General features: G+C 60.5%; 14 protein-coding genes. 6 read left to right on the plus strand and 8 right to left on the minus strand.

The features are described from left to right. The 3 genes from pomA (at window position 1) to WA411_RS01270 (ending at window position 3,123) form a co-directional block, all read left to right on the plus strand. The gene (pomA, locus tag WA411_RS01260) at window positions 1-771 is read left to right on the plus strand and encodes a flagellar motor protein PomA (RefSeq protein ID WP_069182649.1); all 771 of its coding nucleotides are present in this window, start codon (window positions 1-3) and stop codon (window positions 769-771) included. A gap of 2 nt (window positions 772-773) precedes the next feature. Further along, window positions 774-1,691 carry a flagellar motor protein MotB gene (locus tag WA411_RS01265; RefSeq protein ID WP_291905446.1) on the plus strand — a complete coding sequence of 306 codons (918 nt, stop codon included), beginning with the start codon at window positions 774-776 and terminating at the stop codon, window positions 1,689-1,691. A gap of 223 nt (window positions 1,692-1,914) precedes the next feature. Further along, window positions 1,915-3,123 (plus strand): ammonium transporter, encoded by a 1,209-nt coding sequence (locus tag WA411_RS01270; RefSeq protein WP_069182647.1) that lies wholly within the window; start codon window positions 1,915-1,917, stop codon window positions 3,121-3,123. Window positions 3,124-3,134: 11 nt separating this feature from the next. Here the strand turns inward: WA411_RS01270 and WA411_RS01275 are convergent, their stop codons facing one another. From WA411_RS01275 to WA411_RS01295, 5 genes are read right to left on the minus strand one after another with little or no spacing between them, the layout of a single operon-like run. Further along, window positions 3,135-4,217 carry a lipocalin-like domain-containing protein gene (locus WA411_RS01275; protein WP_291905443.1) on the minus strand — a complete coding sequence of 361 codons (1,083 nt, stop codon included), beginning with the start codon at window positions 4,215-4,217 and terminating at the stop codon, window positions 3,135-3,137. Beyond that, window positions 4,214-6,484 carry an FtsX-like permease family protein gene (locus WA411_RS01280; RefSeq protein ID WP_291905441.1) on the minus strand — a complete coding sequence of 757 codons (2,271 nt, stop codon included), beginning with the start codon at window positions 6,482-6,484 and terminating at the stop codon, window positions 4,214-4,216. The genes WA411_RS01275 and WA411_RS01280 overlap by 4 nt, the downstream gene beginning before the upstream one ends. A 7-nt stretch (window positions 6,485-6,491) precedes the next feature. Next, entirely contained in the window at window positions 6,492-7,175 is a 684-nt protein-coding gene (locus tag WA411_RS01285) for an ABC transporter ATP-binding protein (RefSeq protein WP_153634289.1), read from the minus strand. A 60-nt stretch (window positions 7,176-7,235) separates the two neighbouring features. Further along, window positions 7,236-10,403 carry an efflux RND transporter permease subunit gene (locus WA411_RS01290; protein WP_291905438.1) on the minus strand — a complete coding sequence of 1,056 codons (3,168 nt, stop codon included), beginning with the start codon at window positions 10,401-10,403 and terminating at the stop codon, window positions 7,236-7,238. After that, window positions 10,400-11,638 carry an efflux RND transporter periplasmic adaptor subunit gene (locus tag WA411_RS01295; protein ID WP_291905436.1) on the minus strand — a complete coding sequence of 413 codons (1,239 nt, stop codon included), beginning with the start codon at window positions 11,636-11,638 and terminating at the stop codon, window positions 10,400-10,402. The genes WA411_RS01290 and WA411_RS01295 overlap by 4 nt, the downstream gene beginning before the upstream one ends. Before the next feature lie 152 nt (window positions 11,639-11,790). Between WA411_RS01295 and WA411_RS01300 the strand changes: the two genes are divergently transcribed. Next, a complete protein-coding gene (locus tag WA411_RS01300; protein ID WP_136630730.1) occupies window positions 11,791-12,240 on the plus strand; it encodes a potassium channel family protein in 450 nt (149 codons plus the stop codon). A gap of 137 nt (window positions 12,241-12,377) precedes the next feature. Then, window positions 12,378-13,433 (plus strand): GGDEF domain-containing protein, encoded by a 1,056-nt coding sequence (locus tag WA411_RS01305; protein ID WP_291905433.1) that lies wholly within the window; start codon window positions 12,378-12,380, stop codon window positions 13,431-13,433. 10 nt (window positions 13,434-13,443) lie between these two features. Here the strand turns inward: WA411_RS01305 and WA411_RS01310 are convergent, their stop codons facing one another. The 3 genes from WA411_RS01310 to WA411_RS01320 all read right to left on the minus strand — a co-directional run bounded on the left by WA411_RS01310 (window position 13,444) and on the right by WA411_RS01320 (window position 19,914). Continuing rightward, window positions 13,444-16,674, minus strand: a complete 3,231-nt coding sequence (locus WA411_RS01310) for an efflux RND transporter permease subunit (RefSeq protein WP_291905430.1) — start codon at window positions 16,672-16,674, stop codon at window positions 13,444-13,446. Continuing rightward, on the minus strand, window positions 16,671-17,723 hold the full coding sequence (locus WA411_RS01315; protein WP_291905428.1) for an efflux RND transporter periplasmic adaptor subunit: 1,053 nt from the start codon (window positions 17,721-17,723) through the stop codon (window positions 16,671-16,673). The genes WA411_RS01310 and WA411_RS01315 overlap by 4 nt, the downstream gene beginning before the upstream one ends. A 175-nt stretch (window positions 17,724-17,898) precedes the next feature. Next, a complete protein-coding gene (locus WA411_RS01320; protein WP_291905426.1) occupies window positions 17,899-19,914 on the minus strand; it encodes a TonB-dependent receptor domain-containing protein in 2,016 nt (671 codons plus the stop codon). Between the two features lie 250 nt (window positions 19,915-20,164). Here WA411_RS01320 and gdhA point away from each other — a divergent pair, with 250 nt between their 5' ends. Then, on the plus strand, window positions 20,165-21,514 hold the full coding sequence (gdhA, locus tag WA411_RS01325) for an NADP-specific glutamate dehydrogenase (protein ID WP_291905425.1): 1,350 nt from the start codon (window positions 20,165-20,167) through the stop codon (window positions 21,512-21,514).

Below are 21,514 nucleotides of genomic sequence, written 5' to 3' on the forward strand. Positions count from 1 at the left end.
GTGGATTTAGCCACTCTCATCGGTCTTGCCGGCGCTATTCTGCTGATTGCATCCGCCGTTATTCTTGGTGTTTCACCTTCTGTATTTATCAACCCTGCCTCATTGCTGATTGTCGTGGGTGGCACCATGTTCGTGGTGTTGGCCAAGTTCAGCGTCGCCCAGTTTCTTGGCGCCTTCAAAGCGGCCGCCCGGGCCTTCAAGTTCAAGCTGCCCGAAACCCAGGCCAGCATTGAAGAGTTGGTGGATATCGCCAACGTGGCCCGCAAAGAGGGCGTTCTTGGGCTGGAGGATAGAGAGATCAGCAGCCCGTTCCTGGCCCAGGGTATACAGATGCTGGTGGACGGTCAGGACGGCAAGACCATCAAGGAGCTCCTGAACAAGGAGCGCCTGATGACCCTCGACCACAACCGTTCTGGCGCCAAGGTATTCACGGCCATGGCCGATGTGGCGCCGGCCATGGGCATGATCGGCACGCTGATTGGTCTGGTTCAGATGCTGTCGAACATGGAAGACCCGAAGTCCATCGGCCCTGCCATGGCGGTCGCACTGTTGACCACACTGTATGGCGCCATGATTGCCACCATGATCGCGACTCCGATTGCCGACAAGCTCTCCCTGCGGATGACCGAGGAAGCGCGCATGCAGTCGCTGTACATTGATGCCCTGGTGGCCATTCAGGAAGGCACCAATCCCCGGATCATCGAGCAGATGCTGTCGAGCTACCTGCCCCCCAAGGAACGCGAGAAAGCGGCTGCAGCTGAAGGCGCCTGACCATGGATGAATTGCCTGAAGAGGAAAAACCGGGGATTCCGGCGTGGGTAGTTACCTTCGCCGATCTCATGTCCCTGCTGATGTGCTTCTTCGTGTTGCTGCTGTCCTTCTCGGAGATTGATGCCCAGAAGTTCAAGCAGATCGCCGGTGAACTCTCCAAAGCCTTCGGCGTTCAGCGGGACGTGCCGGCCCTGGAAATACCCAAGGGTACCAGCCCCATTTTCGACAAGTTTTCTCCCGCACCGCCCGAGCCCACCGTGGTCAACGAGGTCAAACAGACCACCACAGAGGAAGCCCCCGAGCTGCAGACCCTGAAAAGCCCCACCGACATGGCAGTGGAGGCTGCCATGGAAGAGCAACTGCAGGAAACCATGGACGAAATCCTCAGGGTGCTGGAGCCGGCGATCGCCGATGGGCGCATCAATGTGAGCGAGGATCAGCGGCGGATCGTAATCCGGGTGGAGGAAAAAGGCTCGTTTCCCTCGGGTTCGGCTCAGTTGACCTGGGAGTTTGAGGGCCTGTTGCTGGACATGGCCGAGGTTATTGAGGGCATCCCCGGCGACCTGACCATTGAGGGCCACACTGACAACGTGCCTATCCGTACCGACCGCTTCTACAGCAACTGGGATCTGTCGGCTGCCCGGGCCGCGGCGGTAGCCAACGTGCTGGTCGCCCGGGACCAGGTTGAACCCACCCGGCTTTCCGTCACCGGACTGGCGGATACCGAACCCAGAGTTCCGAACAGCTCAGCAGAAAACCGGGCCAAGAACCGGCGCGTGGAAATCATCATTGATCTCTCCAGCCCGATGCAGGAACAGGAGGTTCGCCTCCGGGAACTGATCCAGTCCGAATCGGACGATGACCAGTCCGCCCTCGGGATCGAATCCGACAGCTCGACATCAAACGAAATCAGCTGGTAAACGCACTCTATTTTGGTGCGAGAGACACCAAAACGCACAATTCTAGTGCACTTTGGCTCTAAAACACGTCTCTCACATCTTTCCAGAACCACCCAACTGCCCTTCCGCTCTTGAAATGCATTATTTTGGAACAGCTCTTGCTTTAGCTGCACCTCATCAATGCACAACTTAACGTAAAGCGGCCCGCTAGAGGCCGGACACACAACATCAGGAGCGAAAACCCGTGGACATCACGAGTGCAGTACACACCCTGACTGAAAGCGCCAACACGCTGTTCATCCTCATCGGCGCCATTATGGTGCTGGCCATGCATGCCGGCTTTGCTTTTCTGGAAGTAGGCACCGTTCGCCACAAGAACCAGGTCAACGCCCTGGTGAAGATCATGACCGACTTTGGCATCTCTGCCGTGGCGTATTTTTTCATCGGCTACTACATTGCCTACGGCAGCCATTTCATGAGCGGTGCCGCCGAGCTCACCGCCGCCAACGGCTATGATCTGGTGAAGTTTTTCTTCCTGATGACCTTCGCCGCAGCCATTCCCGCGATTGTCTCCGGTGGTATCGCTGAACGGGCAAAGTTCTATCCGATGCTGATTGCCTCTGGCCTGATTGTCGCCTTTATCTACCCCTTCTTTGAGGGGCTGATCTGGAACGGCAACTATGGCTTCCAGGGCTGGCTGGAGAACCAGTTTGGTGCATCCTTCCACGACTTTGCCGGCTCCGTTGTAGTGCACGCTGTGGGCGGCTGGATCGCTCTGGCGGCCGTACTGGTTCTGGGCGCACGAAATGGGCGCTACCGCAATGGCAAGGTGGTGGCTTTTGCTCCCTCCAACATTCCGTTCCTCGCCCTGGGCGCCTGGATCCTGACCGTCGGCTGGTTCGGCTTCAACGTCATGTCGGCTCAGACCCTGGACGGCATCAGCGGCCTGGTGGCCGTGAACAGCCTGATGGCCATGGTCGGCGGTATCCTCGTCTCCATGCTGCTGGGCCGCAAGGACCCGGGCTTTATCCACAACGGTCCGCTAGCAGGACTGGTAGCCGTCTGTGCCGGCTCTGATCTGATGCACCCGGTGGGTGCCCTGGTAACCGGCGGTGTCGCCGGCGCCATCTTCGTGTATCTGTTCGAATGGGCCCAGGCCAAGATCGAACGCCTGGACGATGTCCTGGGTGTCTGGCCCCTGCACGGTGTCTGTGGTGTCTGGGGCGCGATTGCCTGCGGCATCTTTGGTCAGGAAGCGCTTGGTGGTCTCGGCGGCGTCAGCCTGATGTCCCAGATCATCGGCTCGGTGGCCGGCGTGGTTGTGGCCTTTGTGGGCGGTCTGATTGTCTATGGGGTTATCAACGCCATTTCCGGACTGCGTCTGACTGAAGAGGAAGAGTTCAACGGGGCGGACCTGAGCATCCACCGGATCGGTGCAACCGCGGTCGAATAAGCACTGAGTGTTCAGTCGCCGTAGCCGGTCAATTCCATGTAGCCCTCGCCAGAGTGGCTGCCGGCGACGGTGACAGGGCTTTCCCAATAAGGGTAAAGCCCGTCATTCAGGTAGTTTCCAGGGGGAGCCGAAATTTCAAGGCTCACCCCATAATCCGGAACCTCCAGACGCCAAAGGCGGGGAAAGCCCCGGGCGTCTGGTTCCTCCGGGCGAATGCGAAGCTGACTGGGCTGAAGCGCTACGGGCTCGCCATCCTCCGGAATCCAGGTTCCGGAACGAAAACCTCCGCCTTCTTCCCGAAGCTGGAAAGCCATCAATTTGTCACCCGACTCCAGGTGCAGCGCAAACCAGTCCCAGCCCTGCTGGCCAGATTTGAGAAACTGACTGCTCCACTCCCGGTCGAACCAGCCCTTGCCCGCAACCTCAAGTGTCTCATTACCCAGCGTGACCGTACCCTCGATGTGCAGGTCCACCAGACTGAAATACATCGAACCCTCACCATCAGCGGATTTGGCACTGAAGCCGTTATCACCGTGCGCAACAGGCTTGCCATTGATCGAGAGGGACAAATCGTAGGACCAGCCATCCGCCGCCACCTGCAAGAGCAATGACTCGCTTTCGGATGTTGCCTCAAGCTGCCAGTCGTCCAGCCAGACGGCCAGTGGCTGCGCCTGTGCGCCGGCATGACCGACATCACCCCGGGCCAACTTCTCTGCAAAGTAGTGCCGGGTATCAAAGCTCACCGCGGCATGGGCCATCCAGGCCGCTTCCAGGGGCCAGTCGGCTGCCTCCGGAGGTTCAGCATCTGCCGGCCTGGGCGTAATTGCCTGGCGGAACTGGGTCCATTGCAGGCCCAACGGCTCACCTTCTTCAGTCCTCAAATTGGCGGTCAGATACCACCATTCGATCCGGTGTTGCGGGTGCGGGCCGAAATCATCGGGAAATATCAGGCGGTCGCCCGGCCCGGGCTGAAGGAAGGGCACTTCGGCGTCGTTTTCTGCGACACCCGCCAGTCCGGCGAACCCTGCTTCTTGTTGTGACTCCGAACAACCGGCCAGAGCCACGATGGACAACATCAGTATCCAGCGTCTCATCGCTCACCTCCCGCCAGCGCGTTGGCGTTCACAGGGGCAACCGTCGGTGATTTCAACTGGCGCATCATCAGCAGGCCGATGCTAAGGCCAATCAGCAGACTCAACACCCCAAGCTCCAGCCAGAACCGGGGATAGACCGCCATGGGCAGGGACCAGCCAAACGCGATAGGATTAATGCGATGCACCAGAACCCACGTCAGCCAGATGCCAAGCGGCAGGGCCAGCAGGGTAATTGCAGCGGTCAACGACACTGACAGCCGGATCAGTTGGGCCGACGCTTGTCGCACGGATAGTCCCCAGACGACCAAAAGCCGGAAATACCAGGCCCGGGTGGAGAAGAAGACCCAGCCCATCATCAACAGGGCAATGGCCGCCAGTATCAGGGTCAGGGTAGTCATGGCCCGGGTCAGCAGGAAGGTCTGGTCAAAGATGGCAGTGGCGAGTTCTTCAATAGCCCGATTGTCCCGGACCGTCAGCTCATCCACCTGCCATACCCGCTTTAATCCACCGGTCACTTCCTCGATGTCGAGATTTCCGGGCGATACCGACAGGCTCTGGAAACCGGTTGCGAAGTCTTCAGGAAGCACCGAAGGATGAATCAGGATTTCGCCGGCGGGGCGACCGTAGTCCGGGTAGGTGGCCAGCACGGGAAACTCGAACGAACCGCTTCCGAGGGTTACCTCCAGGGACTGGCCGACCTGTACATTCTGCCTGCGCGCCAGCTGTTCATTCACCATCACGCCCTGGCCCTGCTGCAGTCGCTGCCAGGGCCGTGACGCTGACTCAAGCAACTGCCAATCGGTCACCAGTGGGCCTACAGGGCCGATGGCAAAGACGTCCACCTCTGTGCCTGCCTCATCCCCGTTGCCCGGCAAAGTTGCACGGCCGCGAATCACCCGGTGCCACAGGCCAGACGCTGCGAGTTCCGGTTGCTCAGCGAGCCAGTCCACCGCGAGGGTCGCATCCGCTGACTCAGGAACTTCAATGTAATAATCCGCCTCCAGTCTCTGCGCGAGCCATCGATCAAATGTACTTTCAAAGGTCGTCACCAGAGCCTGAACCGCCAGAACCATGGCCATGGCGAACTGCAGAGCGACCAATGGCAGTGCCAGACGCCGCGCCAGCACTGATACCTCCCGATGGCGCCAACGGGCCTGCAGATTCCGGTCGTGCCCGGACCGCCAATCCGCAAGCCAGGCAATCAGTCTCGGCGCAAGGATCCCGGCAGCCACAAACACCAGGGCCACGGCGATAAAAAGCCAGAGCAGATCCGTAACCCAGGCTGACAAGGCCAGGCCAGCGATAAGCACCAACACCACCAAAACGCCGGACCGGCGGCTACTTCCCGCAAACGCTCGGGCCCATGGACGGAGTAAATCGGCCAGGCAAGCCACCAGAACCACTGCCAGCATGGTTGCAAGAGGAACCAGCCAGTTGCCACCCTGACCCGCGTACAACGGCTGATCGAACAGCCCCTCGAGGGCCCGCCCGAATCCGCTACCCAGCCCGGTCGCCAGCCAGCGACCCAGCCAGATACCAGGCACAATACACAGCAGGGCCAACAACAGAATTTCCACGACCAGCAGCCGGTTGATTCGGGCTTGAGGAACGCCAAACCGGTGTAGCAAAGCGAAGCTGTCTCGACGTTGCGCCATCCCCAGCAGATACACGCTGCGAACCAGCAAGGCGGTAATCAGCAAAACCAGCACGCCCAGCGCGTCAAGATTCAGCAGAAAACTGTCGCCCAGCTCTCCGGTATCCGGGCCAACCCGAAACGGCGCCAATCGATACCCGTCAGGAAGTGACCCGTCACTGTGGGCATCGGAGATCAGCAACGACAATCCACCTTCGTTCTTCCCGTCGAGTTCAGCCGCTTCACTGATATCAACAAAGGGACGACCATCCAGTTCACCCTGCCAGGGCGCCTCTTCGCTGTTGGGACTCTCAAAGCATCCGGCCGCCAACGGGTCGATACCCACCACCCGACCGCCTTGCGGCGAGGGCACTTCCCACCAGGGCATCACGCAGAGCCCTGCTCGGCGCAGCTCGACAAAATCGTCCACAGTCAGGGGTTTACCGTCCTGGCGGGCAATCTGCTGGCGTTCGGCCACCGCCGATTCGCTCTGATCAAGACTGGCCCGGGCCTGGCTGGTGAGATGGTGCACGCCCGTCCAGAGCATGGTGGCGAGCACAATCATGGCTGCCAGGGCCAGCAGCTGAAGCGGATGGCGGCGGTAATGACTGAACAGGGCGGCCAACAGGGTCATGGCGGGCTCAGGTTTGCGGCACGTGGCCAAGATCCAGATGCTGGCTGCAGCGGGCAGCCAGTTCCGGATCGTGGGTGGCGAGGATCAGTCCGCAGCCATGGCGGGCCTGCAATTCGAAAAGCTGCCCGATCACGGCCTCTGCCGTGTGCCGGTCCAGGCTGCCTGTGGGTTCGTCAGCAAGAATCAGGGCCGGCTTCATGGCAAACACCATGGCCAGTGCCGCGCGCTGGCGTTGTCCCCCGGACACCTGATCCGGGTATCGGTCGGCAAGCTCGCCGATCCCCAGGCGCTCGAGCCAGTCCTGACATCCATCCTCGGATTGGCCGGCAAGCCGGGCGCGAAAACGGACGTTGTCCAGCAAAGACAGGGCCGGCATCAGGTTGGCTTCCTGAAAGACTACCCCGATCTGCTGTCGGCGAAGCGTCCCCCAGCGACGTTCAGACTTGCTCTCGGCCTCCGTTGACCGGGCATCAAACGTCTCGCCAAGCACCTGAACCACCCCTGAATCCGGTTTCTCCAGACCACAGAGTATGTTCAGCAAGGTACTCTTGCCGGATCCGGATCGACCGGTCAGCGCCAGTGACTGACCCCGTTCCAGATCCAGAGAGAGCCCCCTGAGCACGGGCACCGGTTCATTACCGCTGCGGAATTGCTTGTTCAGGCCACGAGCCGAAAGCAGAGAGTCCACCATAGTTTCCTTGTCTGACGAGTTGAGGCGACGGCTTTGCCCGGGTCAATCAGAACCAGGTGGTCAATCCGCCGCCCCGATAGGATCAGCATAGGTTCCGTGCCGGCGCGCACGCCACTCGCGGAACTGCTCCAGCCAGGACAGCAACGCCGGTATGACCAACAGGACCAGCAAAGTCGATAGCCCGAGGCCAAAGGCAATTGAGGTGGCCATGGGGATCAGGAACTGGGCCTGCAGGGACGTTTCGAACATCAGCGGCAATAGCCCGCCGATGGTGGTCAGGGAAGTCAACATAACCGCACGAACCCGCTGTACCGCGGCCTCGTTAAGCGCATCGGCGATTCCCAGGCCCTTTTTCCGCTGCTGGTTGTAGAAAGCTACGAGGATGATGGCGTTATTGACCACAATCCCGGAAAGACCAAACAACCCGAAGAGGGAAAGAATGGTCAGTTGCAGCCCCATCAGCCAGTGCCCCAGCAACGCGCCCACGAGGGCGAACGGGATGATGGCCATAACGATCAGCGGAAGGCTCCAGGAGGCAAACACCCACGCAAGTACCACGTACATCAGCGCCAGCCCGATAACCAGTCCGGTTTGCATGTCTCCCAGGGTCTCCCTCTGGTCGGCCGCACGGCCCTCGAAGCTGTAACGCACATTGTAGCGACTGGCGATATCCGGCAGTGCGTCTGCTTCAAGGCTGGTCAGAATCTGGTCGGTGGTGCTGACCCGGGTGTTCAGCCCAGAGGTGACTTCAACCGCCAACCGGCCCTCGGCGTGTCGCAGGGCCTGGAAGCCCTGACGGTGGTCCAGGTTCATGACCTGGGTCAGGGGAACAAAGCGACCGTCCGGCACCCGCACGGTGATACGAGAAAGCGTCGACAAGCGCTCCCGCTGATCCTTGGGCAGTTGCACGCGAACTTCGACTTCATCCCGGCCATCCTGGTAGATCTGGGCGATCCGGCCGTCGAAGGCAGCCCTGAGCTGGCGCCCGAGATCGGAGGTGGTCAATCCCAGTGCCTCGCCATAAGCGCTGACCTGGTAAAGCAGCTGTTCCCTGCCCCAGGGCATGTCATCCTCAACGTCCAGCACACCGGGCAGCGTCGAGAGCGCCTGCCCCAGTTCATCCGCGGCACGCTTCAGATTCTCCGCATTGTCGCCGGTCAAACGCACATTCACATCCCGGCCCGGCGGCCCGGCCTGACGTTCGGAAATCGTCAGATTGTCCAGCCCGGCCGGTGTCTCCAGCCGGCTGCGCCACTCCGTGATGAACTCCGGGTTACGAACCGAGCGGCGGTCGGAGGGCACCAGTTCGATCATCATCGAACCCAGTTCATCGCCGCTACGGGAACTGCCCTCGGCACCCTGGGTTGCGCCCCGGGTGGTCACTGCATGCAAAATGAAATCACCGCCAAGCGCCTCTTCGGTCTCGTTGAGCGTTCGCTGCATCTGGGTCAGGAACTCCTCAACGGTGCCGCGATCCGTGCCGGCCACAAAGCTGGCATTGGCGTAGAAGACCGAAGGCTCCGGTGTTGGGAAAAAGTTGAATCCGAGCCGGCTACCAGCCAGCAGACCGACCGTTACGATCGCCAGGGCAACCGCGCTCGCCACGGTAGCGCCCCGGTGTTCCAGGCTATACCGTGAGAACCGGCGAAACCGGCCTTCCCGGAAACGGTCGAAACGCTGCTCGAAACCCCGCCGGAAGCGCTCCACGGGACCCGGTGCTTTTGGCTCGGGTTCTGTCTCTCCCGCTTTTTTCTTGCGTCTGGGCACGAAGGCATGACGCAAGTGCGCCGGCAATACGATGAAACACTCAAGCAGGGACGCGACCAGAACACAGATCATCACCAGCGGAATATCGCCCAGGATATTGCCAATGACACCGCCCACCACGAGCAGGGGCATGAAGGCCGCAACCGTCGTGAGAGACGAGGCCAGCACGGGCCACACCATACGCTTGGCTGCCCCTTCCGAGGCGTAAATGGACTCCTCGCCCATGCGGGAGTGGGCGTCGGCATCCTCGCCCACCACAATGGCATCGTCGACGATCACCCCCAACGCCATGATCAGGGCGAACAGGGAAATCATGTTGATGGAACCCCCAATCAGCCAGAGAACCGCCATGGCCGCCAGAAACGCCGTCGGAATACCCACAGCCACCCACATGGCAACCCGACCGGGGAGAAACAGGTAAAGCAGGCACACCACAAGCACCAGACCGCCCAGGCCATTGTTCACCAGCAGCGAGATACGATCATCCAGAAGCTGCCAGGTCTCGTCGTACACCTCCAGCTTTACCGTCGGCGGCAGCACCGGCCGGGTATCCGCCAGCCAGGTTTCCAGTACCTGGGCCGCTGCCAGCGAATTGCCGTTTTCCGATCGCTGCAGCTGCAGCTCAACCGCCGGCTTGCCGTCCTTCTCAAGAGTCACCTGGCTCTCTCGGGCTTCCTGCCGGATAATCGCCACATCGCCCAGGTTGAGCTGGATCCGCTCACCACTGAGCACCGGAATGTTCTCGAATTCCTGGGGGCTTCGGCGCTGTTCCACGGCCCGCAGTTCCCGGGTGGCATCCTGCTGCGCCATCATGCCGGCAGGCAGATCCCGGGAGATGGCGGCCACGCGCTCGGCAATCTGCTCCAGTGACAGCCCCAGTGCTTCCAGCCGCTCAACCGGCACATCAATGCTGATCTGCTGCTCCGGCAGGCCGCGGATCGAAACCCGGTCAATACCACGCTGGAGCAGTTCATCTTCAAAACGGTAGGCCATCTGCCGCAGCTCACTGCGATCCACATCGCCGAACACAAGCAACCGGGCCACCGGCTCGTAGCGTTCAATGCGGGTTACCTGGGGTTCCTCCGCCTCGGCCGGGAAATTGGTGAATTCATCCACCTGCTGGCGTACGTCGTCCAGGGCCTGGATCGGATTGGTGCCTTCCTCGAATTCGAGGGTTATGGAGGAAACCCCCTGGGCCGAGGTGGAGGTCATTTTTTTCAGGCCATCGACGCTGCGCAAGCGCTGCTCCAGAGGGTTGGTAATGCCCTGCTCCACGTCTTCGGCGGAAGCACCACTCCAGACCACCCGGACACTGACCACGTCCAGGGCAAAGGTGGGGAAGAACTGGATGTTCATGCGGGTCAGAGCCAGCACGCCACCGAGCAGCATCACCAGCATGACCAGGTTGGCAGCAACCCGGTGATGAACGAAAAAGCCGATGACGCCCTTTTTCCGCCTCATTGCGATGCCACTCCGGAATCTGCCGCATCCACCTTGAGGCCGGTGACAGCGTTGGGCAGATGCGTCGTAATCAGTTGCGCGCCAGATACCAGCGCTTCACCGGATACCAGCAGACGGCGCTCACCATTGCTGCCCCGGGCCTCGCCAATACGTTCTATTCGGGCGCGCTGCATCCGGCCGTCTGAAGACATCAGGTAAACGCTGTCGGCGCCATAAAGAGCACTGAACGGAATCGACACGGTATTGCTCCGTGCCGCCCGTTCAAGCGTGACGGGCATTAAACCGCCCGGACGGATCCCACGGGGATCCCCCTGCAGTTCGAGAATGGCTTCGGTTCCGGACGGATCACTGGTTCCGGCAAAGCGGGCAAGACGAAACCGGTGCTGATCTCCGGCACTGGTGGCAATCAGTGTTTCCCCCCGCTGCAGGGCATCCAGAAGTTCGTCCCGGAACATCTCCGGCACCCTGGCCCTGAGTTCCAGACCATCTACGGGGTACAGCGATAACAGAGGTTCATTGCGGCTGACCTGGTCACCTTCGGCCACCCGGATGTCGGTCACCATGCCGTCAAAGGGCGCCGTCATCCGGGCCCGTTCGGCATCCCGTCGGGTGCTGAGCAGGTTTGCCTCTGCCTGGGCGAGTTTCGCCTGAAGGCTCTGCAGCCGCGCCGGATGCTCTTCGATTGCCCGTTGCCTGGCATTTACCGTCAGCTCTGCTCTGGCCGCGGCGTCCGTGGCCGCTTCCAGTGCCTCGCGGGAAGCCAGGTTGCGATTCACCAACGACCGGGTACGCTCCAGCTGCCGCCGGGCGTTTTCCAGAATGGCCTGTTCGCTGGCCAGCGCCGTCTGATCATTCCGGTACCGGACCTGCTCCGACCGGATCTGGGCTTCAAGGTCTTTGACCTGTGCTTCGGCCTGGGCCAGCGCAGGCTGGATATCGGCATCGTCCAGTGCCACCAGAAGCTCGCCCTCCTTGACCCGCCGCCCCTCGGTCACGGGCCGCGTACCGATTCGACCGGCCAGGGTTGCTGTCACCGTCAGTTGCTCCGGGGCCAGTACTTCGCCATACAGGGGCAGCACCGGGGTATGCGTGCCCGGCTCAATTTCCTGAACCTGGACACGCCAACTGCGCTCGGTGGCACTGACCTCTGCAGGCTCCGGGCGGGTCATTTTGAGAATCATGAAACCGGCGATACCGACGGCGAGAATCAACAGGGGAATCAGTCTTTTGGACATTACTTGCAGGCCAGCTAAGGTAAATAAAGCCCATTGGGCTGTCGGGTTCAGACTACTATACAATCAGGGCTCGTTTTCGGATCGGACAAGCCGAATTCCTGCGTCAATTTTACGCAGTGCTTTTTCAGTCATGGCAACGGAGAGCATCATTGTTGGCAGCAGAACATCATGTCAATCTCCTCAACGCAACGCTCATTAACGGGCTGATCGTTGCCGTTGTGGTGCTGATCCATCACGAAGTGCTCCTGAATCTAAGCAGTCTTCTGTCGAGAATGCGCCAGAGTCACCGTTTCCGACTGATCGCTGCCGTCTTCGGCATTCTTGCCGCGCACACCCTCCAGGTGTGGATCTTTGCCAGTGCCTTCTATTTCATGCACCACGCCGAGGGCTGGGGCCATTTAACCGGTAATTTCAGCGGCAGCATCCTGGACTGCGCCTACTTTTCCTTCACCACCTTCACGACTCTTGGCTACGGCGATATCGAACCTTTCGGTATTCTGCGCTTTCTCACCGGCATAGAGGCGCTGGCCGGACTGGTTCTGATCACCTGGAGCGCCTCGTTCCTGTTCGTGGAAATGCAGCGCTACTGGCCGACTCGTTGAGGAACCCCTGCACCCTAGACTTTAGTCTAAGGCAGACGGCTACATTGCCGGATTTCTGATCTAATGGCCGGAGCTTGCAGCATGTGCAACCACTTTGTACACATCACTCCAGTGCACCGGATGCCCAGACCAGACCCATGGAAAGCTATACGGAATCACAGAAGCACCTTGCCCGTCCGTACCGCAAAGCGGTGTTAAAAACGCTGCTAATACTGACCGCCGTCAGTGGCCTGCTTTTCTTTATGCTCAACATGCAGAGAGGGAACTACCCCCTGGCCTTTGCCGAGATTGGCATGGCGTGCTACTCGGTTGTCATTTTCTGGGCGATCCGAAACACCAAGCACCTTGAACGCTGGATCCTGGCGTTCATCCTGCCCTTTTGCATCACCATGATGTTCGCACTCACATCGCCCCGCGCCACAACCACCGTATTCGCCTGGGTCCTGTTGATCCCCATCCTTTCCCATCTTCTGATGGGGCGGCGGTTGGGTCTTCTGGTATCAGCCGTGTTCATGGTTACGGCGGCAGTGATTTTCTTCTTCAAATTCCACGATGCGCCGGAGCTGATGCAGCCGCTTCCGATTGCCAACATGGGGCTGATGTCCCTGACCATTCTGGCCTTCTCCCATATTTACGAGATCACCCGGGAGCAATCCGAATCGCGCCTGCTGAAAATGGCCCAGACCGATGCGCTGACAGGTCTCGCCAACCGCGCACGCCTGAGCGACGTTTTCGAGCAGGAGCGCAAGCGCAGCCTCCGCAACGGAACCCCGCTGTCCATGCTGGTGCTGGACCTGGACCACTTCAAACAGGTCAATGATCAACATGGTCACGAGGCGGGCGACCGGGCGCTCAGGCATGTTGCCGGCACACTGCGGGCATCGCTGAGAGCGACCGATCTTGCCACACGACTGGGCGGTGAAGAGTTCGCCATTCTGCTCACCAACACCACCGCAGACCAGGCTCATCGGGTGGCCGAAAAGATCCGGAATGAGATCGAGTCAAACCCCGTGTCCTATCAGGACCAGGCCATCAGGCTCACCATCAGCGGCGGCATTGCCCAGTTTGGTCCGGACGGCGCCGACCTTCGCAGCCTGATCGGCCGTGCCGACGAGTACCTCTATAACGCCAAGGACGCGGGGCGGAACCGGATCATCAGTTCCGACAGCGTCCTGGTGCCATGCCAGGCGTAAACGCCCCGAATCACACCCACTTGCAGCGCGCCAGGGTGTAATAAAGCAGCGGCACCACCAGCACGGTCAGTAACGTGGACATGGCCAGGCCGAAGACCAGGGATATCGCCAGGCCGTTAAAAATCGGATCATTCAGGATGAAGTAAGCACCAACCATCGCCGAAATCGCCGTCAGGGCAATGGGCTTGATGCGCACCGCACCGGCTAGGACCACCGCTTCGTCCAGTTCGACACCTTCCTCGATCAACTGCCGGATAAACACCACCAGCAGGATGGAATTGCGCACGATGATTCCGGCCAGGGCAATCATGCCGATCATGCTGGTCGCGGTAAATTCCCGCCCCAGAAGGGCATGGCCGGGCATGATCCCGATCATCGTCAGGGGAATGGGGGCCATGATCACCAGCGGCAGGATGTAGGAGCGGAACTGGGCCACCAGCAACACAAAGATCATGAAGACCCCCACGCTGTAGGCCGCGCCCATATCCCGGAAGGTTTCGTAGGTAATCTGCCATTCACCGTCCCATTTCAGGGTGCCTTTTTCCGGCAACGGCGGCTGATCAATGAAGTACTGCTCCGGCGCCCCCTCCTGCTGGTTCAGGCGCTCCACCATGGCAAACATGCCGTACAGCGGTGAATCGACCTCGCCCGCCATGTCGGCGGTCACGTAGGTCACCGGCAGCAGATCCTTGTGGTAGATCGCGCCCATCCAGTCCGCCTCGCGAACCTCGGCAATACTCGCCAAAGGAACCAGGTTGCCATCACGACTGCGCACGTTCAGGGACAGCAGGACCGAAGGCTGGGCCTTGTCGCCCTCACCCAGGATCACCCGGATCGGAACCGGGTACTTGGCATGGTCATCGTGCAGGAAGCTGACACTGGTACCGCCCAGGGCCGTCTGGAGGGCACCGACCACCTGGGCCTGGGACACGCCAAGCCTTGCCGCGCGGGCCCGATCCACAACCACTTCCCATTGCCGAGTGGGCGCTTCCATCGTGGTATCGATATCCACCAGGCCATCCACCTCGGTCATGCCCTCGGCCACCTGCCGGGCCAGTTCCGCCCGGCGGGTTTCATCCACCGTGTAGATTTCCGCCACCAAGGGTGACAGCACTGGCGGACCAGGCGGAACCTCCACAATCTTGACGCTGGCACCGTACTGCTTGCCGATCTCAGTCAGCGGACCCCGGAGGGACTGGGCAATTGCGTGGGACTGCCGTTCCCGGTACTCCTCATGAACCAGATTGACCTGGATATCGCCGTGGTAAGGGTCGCCACGCAGGTAGTATTGCCTGACCAGACCGTTGAAATTGATCGGCGACGCGGTACCGGCGTAGGTCTGCCAGTTGGCCACTTCATCCACCGTTTCCAGGTAGCTGCCCATTTCCATCAACACCCGCTGGGTCTGCTCCATGGGCGTGCGCTCGGGCATATCCACCACCACCTGCAGCTCGGACTTGTTGTCGAAGGGCAGCATCTTCAGGATCACCGCCTGGAATACCGGCAGCGACGTGGCCGCCAGGGTCAGCCCCACCACGCCCAGGGCCAGCACACGACGCCGCCAGGGATGATCGCCCAGGAAGGGCCCGAGCACCGTCCGGAAAATTCGCAGGGACACTGGACTGACGCCATCCGCCGAGCTGGAAGCCTCCTCGGCTTCGGCGGCCTGCTCACCCTTCTTGTGCTTGAGCAACCGGAAGGCCAGCCAGGGCGCCACCACGAAAGCAACGATCTGGGACAGCACCATGCCGGCCGAGGCGTTGATCGGAATCGGGCTCATGTAAGGGCCCATCAAGCCACTGACAAAGGCCATCGGAATCAGCGCCGCCATGATGGTGAGGCTGGCCATAATGGTGGGGGTGCCTACCTCGTCCACGGCAACGGGAATAATGTCCTTCACCGCCCGCCGGGAGTTCTGGATGCGCCGGTTGATGTTCTCGGTGATAACGATGCCGTCGTCCACCAGAATGCCGATGGAGAAGATCAGCGCAAACAGGGAGACGCGGTTCAGGGTGAAACCCCAGGCCCAGGAGAACACCAGGGTCAGAAGCAGGGTGATCAGCACCGCAATGCCGACAATCAGCGCCTGGCGCCAGCCCATGGCCGCCAGCACCAGCAACACAACGCAGAGGGTGGCGGAGATCAGATCGGTTATCAGTTTGCGGGCTTTCTGGGAAGCGGTCACACCATAGTCCCGGGTCACCAGAACCTCCACGGATTCCGGCAGGGCCCGGTTGCGCAGCTGCGCCAGACGCTCTTCAATGGCCGTGGTAATGTTGATGGCGTTCTCGCCCGGCTTCTTGGCGATGGCCAGGGTCACCGCCGGGTAAACCTCACCGGGCCGGCCGGCCTGGCCGGCCTCGTGGGCCGGCCCGAATCCGGTCATCACGCTCTGGTCCACCACGGTGCCACCGCGGCTGACATCCGCCACATCTTCCAGGTACACCGCTGCGCCGTTGTACATACCCACCACCAGGCGCCGGACATCCTCCACGGTTTCCAGAAGCGTTCCGGCCTGGACAGGTATCGACAGGTTATCCTGGGTAATCCGGGCCTCCTGGCTGCTGGTGTTGGCCGCCGCCAGGGCGTTACGGATATCGTCGATGGTGAGATTGAACCCCGCCAGCAACGCCGGATCGAAGCGGATATCCACGCGATCCGGAATGCCACCGGTGGTATAGACATCCCGGGTGCCGGGAACCCGTTTCAGGGCGACTTCCAGCATGTGCGCCAGGCGGGTCAGTTCCTCACCCGTATGGCCGTTGACCGGATCGTAGAGGGTCAGGGTCATCACCGGCACATCATCGATGCCCTTGGGCTTGATCACCGGCTGGGTCGCGCCCAGGTTGGGCGGCAACCAGTCCTGGTTGGAGTACACCTGGTTGTAGAGCCGCACCAGGGCTTCCTGCCGTGGAATACCCACCTCGAACTGCACCGTGATCACGGCCTGGCCCTGGCGGGATACCGAATAGACGTGTTCGACGCCCTGGATCTCACTCATCACCTGTTCGGCGGGCGTGGCAATCGCGCTTTCCACCTCCCGGGTGCTGGCGCCGGGAAAGGCCACCATGATATCGGCCATGGTGACGTCAATCTGGGGCTCTTCTTCTTTGGGCGTGAACACCACGGCCAGGATGCCCAGAATAATTGCCAGAATGGCCAGCAGCGGTGTCAGATGGTTGTTCTGAAAAACCCGGGCGATGGCACCAGATGGACCAACGGGCGGCAGATCACGGCTCACGGGTTCGACTCCTCGCCCGTTCTTTCAAGCGGATTCAGGCGCTCGCTGCCCACCAGTACAGACGGGTTTGTGACTACTCGCTCGCCCTCGCTCAGGCCCGCAAGAATCTCCAGCCTGCCATTGTCCCGCGCCCCGGTGCGAACCTGCCTCAGCCTGGGCTGATCCTGATCATCGAGCACAAATACCGCCCTGAGTTCACTGCGCTGAATCAGGCTGCTGGCCGGCACCCGCAGGGCCTCCCGGGTGGCAACCGGCACGCTGACTTTCACCAGCATGCCGGGAAACAGGGAACCGTTGGGCTCACTCAGGCGCATGCGCAGGCGGAAAGTATGGGTTTGCGGATTCGCATAGGGATAGAAAGTCATTTCACCGGTTTCCAGCACCCGGCCGTCGGCCAGGGTAACCTGGGCCTGACGCTCCGTACGCGCCAGTTCGGCGTATTTCTGGGGCAGATCGACGACAACCCGAAGCTGTTCCAGAGACAAGCCACTGAGCAGCGGCTGGCCGGGATTGACCGCTTCGCCAACCTCAACGTGGCGTTCGGTCAGGATGCCGCCATAGGGCGCCACCACACGGGTATAGGAAAGCTGCTCCTGCGCCTCGGAAACGGCGGCACTGGCGCGCTCTACCCGGGCCCGGGCAGCGGCCAGGTTGTTGCGGGCCTGATCGAACTCCTGCCGGGATACCAGCCCCCGTTCGTGGACTGTCTCAATCCGGTTAAACCGCTGGCGTGCGTCCACCAGTGCTGCCTCGGCCTCTTCCAGCCCGGCTTGTGCCTGGCGCAAACGGGATCGCTGCTCACTGTCCTCCAGCTGGACAATCAGCTCACCGGCGGTCACGGAATCATCCACATCGAAGGGAAGGCTCTGGACAGTGCCACTGGTCTGGGCAGAGACGGTACTTTGCTGTACGGCCTCAATGACGCCATCGAGATGGATCGTTTCACGGAGAGTGACTCGTTCCACAACCTCGTAATCCGGTTGAGCCGTTGCCCACGCAGGCATGAGCGCCAACACAATCACATTGAAAAAGCGTCCCGCCGGATGCATACAGCCACCTTGTTTTGGTTATAAGCATATTCTTTAATTAACAAGAAGTTTAACAGGCTGAGGCAGGGCTTACATTGAGCAGGAACAAAAAAGCCCCGGGTGGAGGAGTTGGATCCACCCGGGGCATCAATGTCACCCGCCAGCTATGAGAAACGGGTAACCGCCATACATGGTCTTACCACCTGGCTGTCAGTGCGGCACGCAGGGTCCGGCCAGGCTCATTAACTCTTACGGCTTCGGGATTAAATGGATCAGTGTTGGCCCGACTGACATGGGGTGCCCAGGTATTGTCGAACAGGTTATCCACGGCCCAGGTAACACTCAGATAGTCTGCAAGAGGGTGACTGCCGGACAGGTTCAGCACGCCATAACCCGGAGACGTGCCGGGATCCTGACCGGATTCCAGATCCACCCGATCCTGGCGGCGGGCCAGCACCCACTCCAGTTCAAGGGCATGGCCCATGCGCTGCCAGCCAAGGGTCTGAACAAACTGCACCGGCGGAATCTGCGGCAGCGGTTGGTTATCGTCGCGATTTTCACCCCGAACCGATGCCAGGCTGCTGTTGGTGTTCCAGGTGCCATTGCTCCACCCAAGCTCTGCTTCAACGCCCATCAGGCGCGCATCAATATTGCGGTAGACGCTGACCTGGTCAGCATTACGAGTACGCAGGACAAAATCATTCACCTGATCCACCCACACGGCCGGGCGCCAGTTCCAGCCGTTACTCTGGCCGGGCATCGCGAGTTCCAGCTTGCGGTGGGTCTCAGGGTCCAGTGCAGGGTTGCCCACCCAGCGCCTGGACGGGTCCATGTTGTTCCAGCTGGCAATGTAACGCTCCGTCACGCCCGGGCTGCGGACGCTGTGGCTGGCCGTAACCACCATCGACTGGACCGAAGAGAATCGCCAATCGCTGCTGACAAAACCGCTGAAATTATCATCGGCAACATCGGTGTTCGTGGTGCCGTAGATCGACTCGTAGGCGTCGGCCGCGGACATGGCCATCATGCCACTGCCGAACACATCATCGGCTGCCGCTGCAGACATTTCCACGCGGTCGTAGCGCACGCCACCGCCAAGCTTCAATTCGGGAGTTACCCGGTAGAAGCGCTCGGCAAAGAGGCCGAAGCGGTCTCGATCCACGTCGGGCCAGAGTACGGAGGTGAGCACATCAAGATTGGCTCCGCCGAACCGTTCGGCGTACCAGTTATTGGTCTCAACATCGGCGCCAATGGCCCAGTCTGTTCGGGCATCCGGGCTCTGATCCAGGGTCAGACGCAAACCCCGGGTTTCGGTCTCGGAATCCGTCAGCATTTTCATCATGGATTCACGGAGACTGAAGTTATCCATGATGTGGTCGACATCCGCCTGCCAGGCCAGCAGGTTCCAGTTGCCGTTCGCCACCGGAGAACCAAGCTCCAGGCGCATGATGTCGGTATCGGTTTTCGGCGCATCCATGCCGGAGCCGGCGTATTTGACATCCCGCTCTTCCTGCCGGCTCACCAGACCCTTGATGAAGAAACCATTATCCGCCTTCCACGCCGCATCCAGGCGAGCCTCGGAGTTCTTGTAGGCGCTGCGGACCTCGTTGCCGTCGCCGTCCTCGTAATCGTCCGCCTCGTCGTATCCCCCTGCGAGGCGAAGCCAGGCACTGTCGCTGCCCACTGCGGCACTGCCATTGACCAGCTTGCCATTGCCGTTGTCAGCACCACCAACGCTCAGATGGCCTGCGGTTATGGAGCCATCGAAAACCGGCGCTGCCGTAGTGGCCACCACCTGCCCACCGGTAATAGGGCCCCAGCGCAGGGTCTGGTTGCTGGTCCGCACTTCCAGCAGGGGCGCCAGCGCCGTGCTCAGGCGGCTGGTTGGCGGATCCATGCGATTCGGGCAGGCCCCTTCAACGCGAATACCGTCCAGAAGCACATCCACCCGCTCCTGGCTTTGTCCCCGTACCACGGGATCAAGCCCTCTGCCGCCCATACGGGACAGCGACACAGAGGGGTCGCCGGAAAGACGCGCTATCGGCTCCCGGCTTAATGCCGATTCATTCAGCCGGGCGATTTCCGAAGATTGCCCCTCCGTCACCCGGATAAGCATCTGATCCGCTTGTTCCAACTCGGCCTGAACAAGCGGGGACAAGGCACAACCGGCCAGGGCGAAGCCGATACAACGAGCCATGTGTCTGGTATGCATCTTAAGGAAATCCTTGTGATCGTTCGGTTCGATTAACGGGAGAACGTTGACGACGAAAGTGTATGACGCTTTGCTACTCCTGGCTTGAGACACAATGCCGCACCCTCTTGGAGGTACTCCATATGAGGAACAGGCCTTCCCACGAACCTGCTTGCCAAAATATGCACCTCTGTGGTGCAATCTTTGCCCTTTTCTGATGACGCCACTTTTTCGTGGCATTCAATACGCGTATTCCGAGGGCCGAATAGACATGACCGCAAAACTCGACGAAAAACTGGAACCCATTTTCCAGGATGTACTGCACCGCAACCCGGGGGAGAGCGAGTTTCACCAGGCTGTCCATGAGGTTCTTGAGACCCTCGGCCCTGTTCTCGTGAAATACCCCGAGTTCGCCGAGAAAAAAATCATCCAGCGTATCTGCGAGCCCGAGCGCCAGATCATCTTCCGTGTGCCCTGGCAGGACGACAATGGCGAGATCCACATCAACCGTGCGTTCCGCGTCGAGTTCAATAGTGCCCTGGGCCCCTACAAAGGCGGCATGCGCTTTCACCCCTCCGTTTATCTGGGCATTATCAAGTTCCTGGGCTTCGAGCAGATCTTCAAGAACGCCCTGACCGGCCTGCCCATCGGGGGCGGCAAGGGCGGCAGCGATTTTGATCCCAAGGGCAAATCCGACGATGAAATCATGCGTTTCTGCCAGAGCCTGATGACCGAGCTCTATCGTCATCTCGGCGAGTATACCGACGTTCCAGCCGGCGATATCGGCGTGGGTGGCCGCGAGATTGGCTATCTCTTCGGCCAGTACAAGCGCATCACCAACCGCTATGAATCCGGGGTGTTCACTGGCAAGGGGTTGGAATGGGGCGGCAGCCGCGCCCGTACCGAAGCAACCGGCTATGGCACGGTGTTCTTCACCCAGGAAATGCTGAAAGCCCGTGGCGACTCCCTGGACGGAAAAACCGTGGTGGTTTCAGGCTCCGGCAACGTGGCTATCTACGCCATCGAAAAGGCCCACGAACTGGGCGCCAGGGTTGTTGCATGCTCCGATTCGGGCGGCATGATCGTGCACGAAAAAGGCATTGACCTGCAGACGCTCAGACGGATCAAAGAGGTAGAGCGTCGTCGTATCAGCGCCTACACTGAGTTTCACAAAGACGCAAAATACGTTGAAGGCGGCAATATCTGGAGTGTGCCCTGTGACGTAGCCCTGCCATGCGCCACTCAGAACGAACTCAACGGCAAAGATGCCAAGACACTGGTTGAGAACGGATGCATTGCCGTTGCCGAAGGTGCCAACATGCCCACTACACCGGAGGGCATCGACATCTTCCAGAGCGCAAAGCTGGCCTATGGCCCGGGCAAGGCCGCCAACGCCGGCGGGGTTGCCACCTCTGCCCTGGAAATGCAGCAGAACGCCAGCCGCGACTCCTGGACCTTCGACTACACCCAGAAGCGCCTTGAGGAAATCATGATCGATATCCACAAGAACTGTTTTGAAACCGCCGCCGAGTTCGGCTCCGAGGGCAACTATGTGCTGGGCGCCAACATCACCGGTTTCCTCCGTGTGGCCAGGGCGATGAACGCCATGGGCGTGATCTGA

The organism is Marinobacter sp. CH_CUG1437-1, from assembly GCF_037029655.1.
Classification (GTDB): domain Bacteria; phylum Pseudomonadota; class Gammaproteobacteria; order Pseudomonadales; family Oleiphilaceae; genus Marinobacter; species Marinobacter salsuginis.